15 protein-coding genes are annotated in these 11024 nt (G+C 41.8%); 2 read left to right on the top strand and 13 right to left on the bottom strand.

The window, feature by feature from the left end:
* Window positions 1-26: 26 nt before the first annotated feature.
* From AC5JMF_RS14970 to AC5JMF_RS15030, 13 genes are all read right to left on the bottom strand, one after another.
* A complete protein-coding gene (locus tag AC5JMF_RS14970) occupies window positions 27-227 on the bottom strand; it encodes a hypothetical protein (RefSeq protein ID WP_495796519.1) in 201 nt (66 codons plus the stop codon).
* 169 nt (window positions 228-396) lie between these two features.
* Window positions 397-3069 (bottom strand): AAA family ATPase, encoded by a 2673-nt coding sequence (locus tag AC5JMF_RS14975; protein ID WP_495796520.1) that lies wholly within the window; start codon window positions 3067-3069, stop codon window positions 397-399.
* A gap of 89 nt (window positions 3070-3158) precedes the next feature.
* Window positions 3159-3365, bottom strand: coding sequence for a DUF2997 domain-containing protein (locus AC5JMF_RS14980; protein WP_495796521.1), 207 nt, complete (start codon window positions 3363-3365; stop codon window positions 3159-3161).
* 2 nt (window positions 3366-3367) lie between these two features.
* The gene (locus AC5JMF_RS14985) at window positions 3368-3817 is read right to left on the bottom strand and encodes a DUF1257 domain-containing protein (protein WP_495796522.1); all 450 of its coding nucleotides are present in this window, start codon (window positions 3815-3817) and stop codon (window positions 3368-3370) included.
* Window positions 3818-3954: 137 nt separating this feature from the next.
* Complete coding sequence (locus AC5JMF_RS14990) at window positions 3955-5019, bottom strand: hypothetical protein (protein ID WP_495796523.1); 1065 nt, start codon at window positions 5017-5019, stop codon at window positions 3955-3957.
* Window positions 5020-5139: 120 nt separating this feature from the next.
* Window positions 5140-5481, bottom strand: a complete 342-nt coding sequence (locus AC5JMF_RS14995; RefSeq protein WP_495796524.1) for a hypothetical protein — start codon at window positions 5479-5481, stop codon at window positions 5140-5142.
* 134 nt (window positions 5482-5615) lie between these two features.
* Window positions 5616-6059 carry a hypothetical protein gene (locus AC5JMF_RS15000; protein ID WP_495796525.1) on the bottom strand — a complete coding sequence of 148 codons (444 nt, stop codon included), beginning with the start codon at window positions 6057-6059 and terminating at the stop codon, window positions 5616-5618.
* A gap of 5 nt (window positions 6060-6064) precedes the next feature.
* Window positions 6065-6280: a hypothetical protein gene (locus AC5JMF_RS15005; RefSeq protein WP_495796526.1), complete on the bottom strand. Its 216-nt coding sequence runs from the start codon at window positions 6278-6280 to the stop codon at window positions 6065-6067.
* 498 nt (window positions 6281-6778) lie between these two features.
* Window positions 6779-7651 (bottom strand): hypothetical protein, encoded by an 873-nt coding sequence (locus tag AC5JMF_RS15010; protein ID WP_495796527.1) that lies wholly within the window; start codon window positions 7649-7651, stop codon window positions 6779-6781.
* Window positions 7629-7925 carry a hypothetical protein gene (locus tag AC5JMF_RS15015; RefSeq protein WP_495796528.1) on the bottom strand — a complete coding sequence of 99 codons (297 nt, stop codon included), beginning with the start codon at window positions 7923-7925 and terminating at the stop codon, window positions 7629-7631. The genes AC5JMF_RS15010 and AC5JMF_RS15015 overlap by 23 nt, the downstream gene beginning before the upstream one ends.
* Window positions 7926-7964: 39 nt before the next feature.
* On the bottom strand, window positions 7965-8300 hold the full coding sequence (locus AC5JMF_RS15020; protein ID WP_495796529.1) for a helix-turn-helix domain-containing protein: 336 nt from the start codon (window positions 8298-8300) through the stop codon (window positions 7965-7967).
* Window positions 8301-8794: 494 nt separating this feature from the next.
* On the bottom strand, window positions 8795-9010 hold the full coding sequence (locus tag AC5JMF_RS15025) for a hypothetical protein (protein ID WP_495796530.1): 216 nt from the start codon (window positions 9008-9010) through the stop codon (window positions 8795-8797).
* A gap of 174 nt (window positions 9011-9184) precedes the next feature.
* Window positions 9185-9406 (bottom strand): helix-turn-helix transcriptional regulator, encoded by a 222-nt coding sequence (locus AC5JMF_RS15030; protein ID WP_495796531.1) that lies wholly within the window; start codon window positions 9404-9406, stop codon window positions 9185-9187.
* A gap of 340 nt (window positions 9407-9746) precedes the next feature.
* On the opposite strand from AC5JMF_RS15030, the gene AC5JMF_RS15035 reads away from it, so the two are divergent.
* Window positions 9747-9947, top strand: a complete 201-nt coding sequence (locus tag AC5JMF_RS15035) for a hypothetical protein (protein ID WP_495796532.1) — start codon at window positions 9747-9749, stop codon at window positions 9945-9947.
* 9 nt (window positions 9948-9956) lie between these two features.
* Window positions 9957-11009, top strand: a complete 1053-nt coding sequence (locus tag AC5JMF_RS15040; protein WP_495796533.1) for a replicative DNA helicase — start codon at window positions 9957-9959, stop codon at window positions 11007-11009.
* Window positions 11010-11024 lie beyond the last annotated feature (15 nt).

The following is an 11024-nucleotide window of genomic DNA, read 5'->3' on the forward strand; positions in this document are numbered from 1 at the left end:
CGTGCATTACCCCAACGAATTTGATGTTATAGAGCTTCTAAAATTGTCTCGGCTTCATCAACAATTAATCCCTCAATTTGCGAAAAAATATCGTACAAATCTTTAGTAATACTATTGGGAATTACCAACTCACACAAAGAATCTTCTAATGCAGATGACATTGGATATTCAGAAGAATTGTATTCTTGTTGCATCAACACATAAGTTGACAAGGTGATGCGAAACAAGAGTTTGGTTTCTCTATTCAGTTGTTCTAGATATGCACCATATTTACCAACAAGCTGGTCAATTCGGTCAGTTTGACGTAATAAGTTACGAGGTCGGTAGACATTTTCTTAATCCTTTAAAAACAGTGTGTTCAAGCGATCGCTTCTGTCCAAAGCAATCGCCCGTTCCTCAGTTCAGATTACGAAATCTCGCAGTCCTCAACGATTGAGTGGGTTTATCTGCAATAGCACTTGATGCCGCCCTGGCAGTTTTCGCCCAATCCCTCATGCGCTCGACTGCAAGAGCATCTTGCACCGCCAACGGAGTAATCGTCTGCCGACAGACTTCCAGATCGCCAAGCGATACCTGCTGCGGTCGCCCTTCATCGAATGCCAGCAAAGCAGCTTCAGATGCTAGCGTTTCCAGTTCTGCGCCGGAGAATTTTGCGGTACTGGACGCGATCGCTTCTACGTATTCATCCTCCACAGTAATGCCGAATCGTTGCAAATGAATCTTGAGAATCTGTACACGCTCTGGTAAAGTAGGTAAATCGACGAAAAAGTTCTCATCAAATCTACCTTTGCGTTTCAATTCACTAGGCAGTGCAGAGGGGTCGTTGCAAGTTGCCACAACGAACACACCAGAAGTACACTCGCTCATAAATGTGAGTAGATTGCCCAAGATGCGGTGGGAAACTCCAGAACTATCACCCTGACCAGACAAGGCTTTCTCAATTTCATCAATCCACAGGACGCAGGGGGCGATCGCTTCGGCAGTTTTCAAAGCACGTCTAACATTGCCTTCTGATTCGCCCACAAGAGAACCAAGCATTGAGGCGATATCAAGTTGTAGTAGTGGTAGCTGTAGTACATCTGCAACATTTTTGGCAATCAGGCTTTTACCGCAGTTATGAGTAACGAGCCAGTTGTCAGTTACATACCAATGTGATTCAGAATCAATTGTGAAACCATATACAGTTGATTTTGTATTGGTTAGCTCAACTACAACTTGCCGATGGCGGTGGTTCTTCCACTTGATATTCCGCACTTTCCTGGTTTTGTATTTGACTTGAGTAGGAATAGCAATTTCACCAACTGCATAGTGAACTCGGTAAAACTCAAATTGCTTACCATTAAAGGTTTTCGTTTCTTTCTTGAGCCTTGCCCAACCACCAATAGAATGTATGAGGTAAGCAAAATCAGCAGTTAATTGTTGTGACATTGAACCAAATTCACAATTAGTGCCATCAGTATCAATCAGACCTGCTAACAACCATAGTCTTTGCTCAAGACTGGCATACTTGTACTGTGAAGGAACAAATTTTGTGGACGCTTTTACTCCGTCGGGAAATAATTTGTTGAATTGCTGGCGTGTTTCCTTGACTGCGTAATAACGTGATGTATTATGATTTGCTTGAACATACTCTTTACCAAGTTTCATCCCCAACTGAATCATTTTGTCAATTACTTCTCGTTTGGATTCAGTAATGGATGGGGTATAAAAACTCTGGCTACTGTATTTTCTTAATGAACCATTACCCAAGAAACAACCAAGTACATAAGGATGTACTGTTAGCTCTTGATGTAGTAAATCGTAGGCAGATGAGGAAAAGATTTTAGCTTTATTTCTGTAATAAGAACCTCGCTTCAAGAAGTCTTTAACTGACAGTTCATTCAGAAATTGAGAGCGAGGTCTTTTACCATCTATTCGTTGACGACGTAATGATATATGCGGGATGATATGGTCGTCAGAACAATAGTAAAACCTATCGGGAACCGACTTCATGCTGACTTTATAAATGTCACGATCACTGTAGCTCACAGTTTGTATGACTTGTGAAGAAATCATCGTATTATCCTTCTGTGGAGATAAGACAAAATCCCCAACCTGGATATCTTCGATGTTCTTCCATCTGCCGTCAGCCATCAAAACTTTTGAGCCTGCTGGTTGACATCCCGGTGGCCCAGCCAATAGCACACCTTTGGGTTGTGGTAATGAGAGCGATCGCGCTTCAGTTGTAAACAGCCGCCGCAGCCGTTGCAACCACTCGCGCAGTAAATCCAGCCCACCAAAACCGATTGTAGCTGGTTTGCCCAACTCAATACCCATTTGCGACAGTAGTCGAGTTTTGTACTCTACTGCCTTGGGGATAAATGAATTATCAACCACTACCCCCTGTTCTTTAGTCCAACTTTGTTTGACCGTTAATCGGAAAAAGTCGCTTACTTCTTCCAAAGTTAACCCCAGGGCTGCTCTTGATAAGGCTTCTTTGTCAACAGCAGTTAGCACAACACTAAAGCATTCTTCTTGTTCAGTCGCTGCTTCCTTTAGATACTGTAGGTAGAACTCTAAATGCTGTTGAATTTGTTCAACTGTTGGAAGAGGCACTTCAAAGTAAGGAATTAATCTCACCAAAGCCTCTTCCAACTGAATATTTTGACCAAGCAGTATAATTCGCTTATCAGTTGGCTTCAACCTGTGGTAAAGGTTCTTAATTCTTGTGAGAATCTCCCAACTTAATTGCGGCGAGTTCTTGACAACAAATGGATGAATATCACCTAAGATAAACACCCCTACACCGTCGAAGTTCTGGATATACTCGAAGACGTAAATCAGTGGATCTACGTGAGCAGGTCGCTTGTATTCTGGTACTGGTTTGAACACCAGTCCCCCATCGGATGCGATCAAACATTGCTCCAGTCCGTTAACTCCCAAGTTCCAAAAGAACACCGGAATTTGGAGTTTTTCTTGTACAGTAGTTGTCAACCACTCTATAATTGTGGCTTCCTCTGGGGACAGCACCTCTAGCGCCACAATCGGGATTTGAGAATCTATAGTGGTAATTAAATTTTCCAGGTTCATAGTCAATCTTTTAACAACTTCAAAATTTTCGGCATCGCCGTTTTTGTCTCAGTTATTAGTCCTTGAACTGACTGATAACTGATTACTGACTACTGACGCAGGCGCGTTTGATGTGTATTTTTACTCCGAATCTGTTGCTGTTGGGCTTCTGGTTTGAAAGTGCGGTCTTCTACAACCCCCAATGCCTCTTCAAACGGCCTGGTCGCTTCTAGACAAGAAAGCCCGTCAAATCCTTCGGCTTCCACCTTCACTTCACCTGTAGTACTATCGAAATGAATCAATATTGCTCTTTCCATTACTATCTCCTTGTATATTGTTGCTGCTGTTGATGTCCGCCAAATGTCAAGCGTAGGGTTTGCACAGTACCATTAGTTTCTTGAGTGATGTTGCATTCCCCGAATTTCTCTTGTAATTCAATTGCTTTGGAGTGAACAAGTCTTTTACCATAAGCGTGCATTAGCTTGACTGAGAAAAAGTCTTTTCCTAGTCCAGGAATCGTTTCATAGTGATCATGTATGGCTTCATAAGTTTGAGTAACTGAATTCCACTTAAAACCAATATCGGCACGAGCTTTTATGATGTGACTAGGGACGATAATCTCAGCGCTTTGTCCTTGGGAATCGCCGTAATAGCCTGTTAATGGTTGAGGTTGTTCATGCACTTGTGGGGATAGTTTTAGATCCTCCAGGGCTTGCACCAAACACTCACGATTGGTTAGTTTTGTTTTGACTGTTGAAAAGTGTGACATCTGCTATCTCCTTAAGGTTTGACTTGGTAACGACACCCGAACAGTAGTAACCGAACCTTTTATTACGGTTTCTACTACTTCTTCTTCGATTAGGTGCGATGTCCGTAAGCTTCACCTCACAGACATCGTGACTTTGATTATCGGAACTTGAATTGCATGACCGTAGCTTTTGCCAGTCCCACATCATCACTTGCAAGCTGCTGTAAGTTGCGTTGTTCGTCAAGCAGTTTTGAACGGATCTCATCCATCTTCGTCTGAAGGAGCGATCGCCCTTCACCACTTAGATTCTTAGATTCAATCGCCGGATCATTAACAATGGAATCCAGATGCTCCATCATTTGGGCAAGGCTGCCTCCAGCTTCAGCAGAAGCATTCGCTAACAATACCCGCACCTTCATTAGATGTTTTTCCATCTTCTTCTTGAACTGCACGGGCTTGCGTCCCGGTTCCCAGTCGGCTAACTCCTCCAACAACTGGGCGGCTAGCTGTTCACCACCAGCAATTGCAGCTTCTTTGAGCTTCTGTTCTAGATTTTGGTCGTACTGTTGGATGAACTGGGTTATCTGTTGCAGGCACTCGGCTTGTTTTTGGTCGAGTTGTTCGGATAAAGCAGGAATAATCACTGGACGACCGATAATTACCTGTAGATAATCCTCCAACTCAGGCAATGTCGGGAATGCTTTAAGTAAGTTAGCTTTAATTTCTTCTTGCTTGCCCTCTGGTAATTGCCAGACATTCAGTGAAATGAAATGATTAATACGTTGTTGATAATCCTCTAATCCTTGAGTGTAATCATCTTTTAATTGTGCGCGAAGGGTCGGAGCAATCACATCTCGAATGTTAATTAGCTGGCTCCACACTAATGGCGCGAGGTCAATCGTACAAACCCAATCACCATTATCGGGAGACATCCACTCTTGCACTGAGGAAATCTCTTGCCTCAGTTGCGCTGCTGCTTCATCCAACTTTTTGAATACTTTGACGCCCCGCAACCCGACTTCAGAATTAGTAACCTTTACAAGGTCTGATTCAGAGCCTTCAGTTTTTAGCACATCTGCCCATTTAGGGGCAGCACTTTTTGTACTATTCTTGAGTTGAATTTTGAATCGAATACGAGTTTTATTTAACTTCTGGAAATTGTGGCGCTCGACTATAGCATCAGCAAGAAAAGTTTCGTTGGGATTAGCAATTGCCTGTACCATATTAGTAACCCAAGATGATTTCAATTTTGATTAAGCGTAGCTTTGACTTAGTTTTGAGAACGAAGTTACTACTTTTAACCCAACATAAAAGCGATTTGTTAACAACAAGTCGCTTTGTCCTTAATAACTTACCTCGTTCAAAAACTCATCAAAACACTGATACACGCCTTCATCTTTACGTAGATCAGATATAGTGAATTCTTGACGCATCAAACCAAACCTAAACATTACATTCGAGCGACAACCGCCCCTAACAGTATTCTCCAAAAACAAAGCTGCACCGAAACACAGCTTTGAATTATAAGTAATCTGACCTTCAGTTGACTTGGAATAATCTACAGTCTTGTGGCAGTGAAAAGCTTTATCGTGAGTGATTCCATGTAAAATATCACTCGCTTTTTTAGGAAAAAGTGCATATTTAACAGATTTCTGAAACGGACAATCTTTGCAAGGCTGTTTCATTTTTCTAGATTATTGCTGTTATTCTACTCCTTAATAATCAGGGCGCTCAATCACCAGGATTAATGCAGCAACATTAGTTCCACTATCCTTAAAACTTCCTGTTTTAATTGGGTAATCTTGAGCCTCAACACTCTTTAGCCAGTTTCTAAACCGCTTTTCAACAGAATTATTTGAATTCTGCCAGTGAGTTGATGCAATGCTTGCAATGCGTCCCTCTTTGCTTTAGATGCGGTAACTTTCGGTTTCACATCTCCAAACGGTGTTTTGATATCCAGGTTGTCTGGTAACTGAGCTTCAAGTATTGCTAATTGATTCAAATGATTGTCTATTTCGGTCAATATCTCTTCAGTTGATTCGGATGGCGAAAGCTGTTGTATTTCATCTTCTGTCAGGTAAATGATATCTGGGCTATCTTTGTCAGGCAGTAATCCGTAATACCACCCAGCACAGCTAGTTTTTGCTATTAAGCTATCAGCAGGAATGAACTCAATTCCTACAACAGTGCCTTGCTTGGTTCTTTGTCCAAATGTGAATTTGGGATAACCCCAACCGCGTGGAATGGTAATTGTTACTTGCATAATTTTTATCCTTCTTCTAATACTTCTAATGCTTGCGCTAATGCTCCAATTGCATCTGTTAAAGTTGATTCCCCACTGTTTGCACAGAAAAACTCAAAAGTTTGGGGATTGGTATTTTTGAACTCAACTAACGCATCGAAGATGTTCTCTAGCCCAAGAAGTACTTCACTTCCTGTACGATTGTCTGATGTCAAGGCTTGTTCTAATGTGAGATTGTTCATGATTTTCTCCATATAAAAAGCGGTCTGCTTCTGACAAACCGCTTTTCAATTTGGTGTGGTTAATTTAACTTAGGCTTACCAAGGTCGAAACCAGTTGATATTTTGCAGGTGAAGACATTGGATAAGACGGGTTTTGTACCTCGGCAATTAACTCCCAATTTCTCCAGTCGTGTGGTTTCACGTTATTTGACTCTAAAAGCCTTTCATGAATTCCGCAAATGTACCCAACATGATAATACGGGCAAGGTGCTATATGTCCGACATTCTCATTATCGTAACCACACTGCCCGTCCAAACGACCTCTATTGAATTGCTCTTGTTGAAATTGAGTTGTTATCTGCTGGAGATATGAGTTTAATATTTGACTGTTGCTCACAGTTTTCGCCTCACAAAGTACTTTTACTTTTTGCGTAGCAATGCCATAGAAAAAGCGGTCTGCTGTTAATAAACCGCTCTAGTTTTTTTGGTGTGTTGTGGTGAGTTTTAGAATTGCTTTTACTAGGGAAATCTCGCTAATAACTCTTCACGAGATAATTGCAAACACAAAGGTGTAAATTCTTCTGCTGATAACTGTAGTAAACTATTGACAACTCCCGACAGTTCCTCGTCTACTGAACCGAACCGGAATCGCAACAGGTTTTCTACAACTTGGCGTTGTCCCTCTTGTACAGCTTGCGCTCTAGCCTCTTCATAAGCTTGGGTTAAATTCATTATTAACTCCTGGTCTTCTTCGGTTAAAATTTCTTGAGCTTCTATACTGACTCGCCAACTAAAAACTAGTTCTAGAACATTGCGCCTTTTAGGGTTTTCTCTTGGCAGCGCAACCAGTTCATTTACTGCTTGTCTTTGAACTGCCCCTCGTCCCAAAAGTCTAAACCATAGTGTTTCTTCTGTAACAGGCAACTCATTAACTGCTATCAACGCCCCTCTAAAGCACTTTTGAAAGAAGTAAACCCCAGTTGGCCAATTTTCTAAATCTAGTTTAACTTCCAAATCTGCTAACAGAGGTTGTGAAATACTAGGTGATATAATCCACAGCCGCGCTAAACTATCTTCTGGTATGGTTGTTTTTTCTCGCTTGGCTTTGCGTTGTGAGCTTGCAATCACAGCGAACAGCTTCAGGAAGCAGTTGCGTACTTCTGTTCTACTTGGTTGATTGCTGAATGGTTCTAGCAGTGTCGTATTTAGCACAGCGATTCTGCCCAGTAATCCTAGACTTTGTGCTTGTGCTTGGGGGGAAGGCGAAAACAACACATCAACAAATCTTGTTGCATCCGTTACTTCCCTATTGATTTTTACTTCGCCTAAAGGAGCCAGTAATTCCTCTAAAAACTGCTTGGCAAATTTATCATGAGGTTGTTGTTGGGTCATTGCTAATCGCTGTACTAATGTCCACAATCGCCTTTGTTGTGCAAAGATTGAAGTTTTCACCACCAGTTTTTAGACGTGGTGGGTCATCGGAATCATCTCGCGGCGGCTTGACCATTACAAGTTTAAGGCTTCCGGCTGCTAATCCCGGTGGCTGCTGGTTATTATGGTTTGGTATCGTTAACTCGATTTGTAAGGATTGATTTGCAACTCTTTCGCGTTCGGGTGCTGGCTGTTTGCTTTCCTCTGCCCTTATATTTGTTACTTTGTAACGCATACCTGTAATTTGTCAATACTTTTTTGTAACGGAGCGCAACTAATATATAGTGCAATTTATATCCCAAATCAAAGAGGATACATCGCTATTTAATGCAACGCAAAGCTTTTGTAAGATTTCAGTGCTAACAGTAACTTCTTTGGGCTTTTTAGGGCGATTAATAAACAAGTGCGGAGCTTCCAATTGTTGAATATAAGTAGCAGATATACCTACTAGTTCTGATAGTGCTTTTCGGCTATACCCAGCCTTTTCCCTCAGTTCTCTTAACTTTTGCGCGTTATCTTCATTCCATCGGAAAGATGCTACAGGAGTAACATCTATTTTAATTTTCATTTGCAAATCGACCTTGTTATTATTGCGCTCACCTGTTGACATTTAATACTACTCGCTCTAATATATTGGTGTCAACCATAATTCAAGCAAAAAAAAGCTGCAAAGTCTTTCAAATGTTGGGCATCACAGATTAAAGCTTTTTGGTATTACGTGCAAAACAACTGTAGTTACAAGGCTTACGGGGGTAAAAGTAGTAATATTCTTTTGAAAAAAGGAATTAACAATTTTCTGAACCAGGATTGGCTTATAAACTCTAGAACACTTGTAGCTTTTTAAACCAAGTAATGATTTTAGTTTTAAAACTTAACAGTGTTTAAATCAAAAGCGATCGCCCCAACTTGACCAAGCTGGAGATGTTTGCAAGAGAGTCGCGCCAGGGGTGGGACTGCTGGGGGGATGAAGCAGGTATCTTTAATGCTACTACAGAGGATGCCAACCCCAACGTTTCGTATTTAAGCGCTTGAGCAAAAGGCCAACTCCATCTGTTGCCGTCAAGCAAGGCGCGCTGAACCTAGAAAACCGAATATTAAACAACGCTAATTTTCTGCCTGGTGCTGGTAAATTTGACGCAGTTCATCTAGGTTACTAGCTGTTTCTAGCCCTTTGAGAACTGCTCTTAGTTGCTCGACATCCTCAATGGTTGAAATTTCTGGTAACAGGCTTAAACCAAGAGTACCAAATTTCAGTTTCAAGCCGACTTCAATCCCTTCTAACAAAGATTCCATTCGGGCAATCCGCTCAAATGATGTCATGTATTGCATACGCTGCTAGTTCTAGTATTTTCTTCCACGGCGAATCATATTCAGTTTGGGGGTTTTTATTGGTCATGCTGAAAATACTGAAGTCTGCGAACTCTCATTAAACACATTTGCGATCGCTTCTCTAAAGGCACAGATGGCAGAGCAGAGATGTTGGTGACAGCAAGACTAATCATCGCCAATACGCTCTTCTTCAAATAAATCAACGGGCTGGCAATCGAACAGTTCACAAAGCCTTGCCACACGAACAAACATTTTTACACCCTCTCTACTCTTTTCCCAGTTCCGAACAGTGGACACGTCAACACCCAGCGTCTCTGCAATTTGACGCTGTGTTAACCCTTTCTCTTCCCTGAGTTGTGCAATCCTCGACACGTAGTTTTCTCCCATGCGTTAATTCATAGCATGAATATAGCATGATTTTCTTCATGTTAACTAGTTGACAGCGTGAACTAGTTCACGCACAATAAATACAGACAAAGCACCCGACTCCCAATCAAGAGCGCTTACGGAGTTCGATTACATAAATTATCGAGTGTGATTCACCTTGTCCTTGAGGCATTCCTGAAGCAGTAGGAATGACTAATATCGGCTGTGACTTTTCAAGTTCTTAAGCTCTCTAAATAACCAGTATCAAAACTTCAACCCACTTGTTGTTGACCTAGTTGCCAAAGAATTAGCCACCAAATCCAAACGCCCATATGAGCAAGAAATAACCCATGCGATCGCTGTGATTAACACTTGGGAGAAAAACAAGGGGGGTTGGACAAACTTGATGCGGCGCTATCGACAAGCCCAAGATGAACAAGCAGCACAATCTAAACAACGACAAACCCTTGAAGCTGCTTTCGCCGCCCCTAATGATTTGAGAACATTGAGCGCTGTAGTACCGCAAGTCAAGCAAGCACGTAGATTCGTTAAAGCTAGTTAGGAGCGATAAATGTTACAAGCAGATTTTGATAGTGATAATCTAGTGACCATGCCTGAACATTTACCGCCCCAGGCGATTGAGGCAGAAGAAGCAGTGTTGGGAGGGATATTATTTGACCCACAGGCCATAACTCGTGTACTGAGAATTTTACAACCTGATGATTTTTACGTCACAGCGCACAAAAATATTTATCAAGCATCAGTACAACTGCACCAACTACAACAGCCCACTGACTTATTATTTTTAACCAACTGGTTAGAATCTCATGGAATGTTACACGTTATTGGCGGTAGAAATAAACTTGTAACTCTTGTGGATCGGTGCGTGTCTGCAATTAACGTTGATGCCCTGGCACAATTGATCAAAGAAAAAGCCAAACTCAGAAAACTCATCACAATTGCTAACCAAATAGCGCAATCTGCATACTCTGCAAAGTTTGGTGAAATGGCTGCGAGTGATGTCATCGAAATCGCACAGCAAAAGTTAACCGCACTACGTCAGTCAACTCAAGAAAATCAAATTAAATCCATGGCTCTTATTGTTCCTGAAGTCTACGCTGAGATTGAAGCTTCTAACAGTGGTGAAGATGCAATTGAAGTTAGTCTTACCACCGGATTTTATGACTTGGATAATACCATCGGCGGGATGCAATTTGGTGCTTTGACTGTTATTGGCGGTCGCGGGGGAATTGGAAAATCGACCATTGCCTTAGATATTGCGCTGCGGGTTGCCAAAAGTGGTCTGACGACCGTTTATTTTGCTCTAGAAATGACTTCTAGCCAGATGGTCAAAAAAACACTCTCTCGCTTGGCTGCACCTGATGTTCCTGCTGAGTTGCTTTTTAAGAGCAATGCACTTAAAGAATCTCACTGGAATCCACTGGCACAAGCCTGCGCTGAAGCTATTGGTCTACCTTTTTGGCTGAATGATAACCCTGTAATGACTACATCACAAATTAGAGGTGATTTGCAAGATGTAGAAGCTCGTTGTGGTCAAATTAGCCTAGTGGTTGTGGACTATGTGCGAATGGCACTAAGAAAAGCCGAAACACTTGCGGTTTAAGCAGTTTGCAATTGC

It is taken from the genome of Desmonostoc vinosum, assembly GCF_059505385.1.

What these genes read in the sequence shown, in the direction of transcription:
- AC5JMF_RS14975 (WP_495796520.1), bottom strand. Translation starts at nt 3,069, where the DNA reads ATGAACCTGGAAAATTTAATTACCACTATAGATTCTCAAATCCCGATT.
- AC5JMF_RS14980 (WP_495796521.1), bottom strand. Translation starts at nt 3,365, where the DNA reads ATGGAAAGAGCAATATTGATTCATTTCGATAGTACTACAGGTGAAGTG.
- AC5JMF_RS14985 (WP_495796522.1), bottom strand. Translation starts at nt 3,817, where the DNA reads ATGTCACACTTTTCAACAGTCAAAACAAAACTAACCAATCGTGAGTGT.
- AC5JMF_RS14990 (WP_495796523.1), bottom strand. Translation starts at nt 5,019, where the DNA reads ATGGTACAGGCAATTGCTAATCCCAACGAAACTTTTCTTGCTGATGCT.
- AC5JMF_RS14995 (WP_495796524.1), bottom strand. Translation starts at nt 5,481, where the DNA reads ATGAAACAGCCTTGCAAAGATTGTCCGTTTCAGAAATCTGTTAAATAT.
- AC5JMF_RS15000 (WP_495796525.1), bottom strand. Translation starts at nt 6,059, where the DNA reads ATGCAAGTAACAATTACCATTCCACGCGGTTGGGGTTATCCCAAATTC.
- AC5JMF_RS15005 (WP_495796526.1), bottom strand. Translation starts at nt 6,280, where the DNA reads ATGAACAATCTCACATTAGAACAAGCCTTGACATCAGACAATCGTACA.
- AC5JMF_RS15010 (WP_495796527.1), bottom strand. Translation starts at nt 7,651, where the DNA reads ATGACCCAACAACAACCTCATGATAAATTTGCCAAGCAGTTTTTAGAG.
- AC5JMF_RS15015 (WP_495796528.1), bottom strand. Translation starts at nt 7,925, where the DNA reads ATGCGTTACAAAGTAACAAATATAAGGGCAGAGGAAAGCAAACAGCCA.
- AC5JMF_RS15020 (WP_495796529.1), bottom strand. Translation starts at nt 8,300, where the DNA reads ATGTCAACAGGTGAGCGCAATAATAACAAGGTCGATTTGCAAATGAAA.
- AC5JMF_RS15025 (WP_495796530.1), bottom strand. Translation starts at nt 9,010, where the DNA reads ATGACATCATTTGAGCGGATTGCCCGAATGGAATCTTTGTTAGAAGGG.
- AC5JMF_RS15030 (WP_495796531.1), bottom strand. Translation starts at nt 9,406, where the DNA reads ATGGGAGAAAACTACGTGTCGAGGATTGCACAACTCAGGGAAGAGAAA.
- AC5JMF_RS15040 (WP_495796533.1), top strand. Translation starts at nt 9,957, where the DNA reads ATGTTACAAGCAGATTTTGATAGTGATAATCTAGTGACCATGCCTGAA.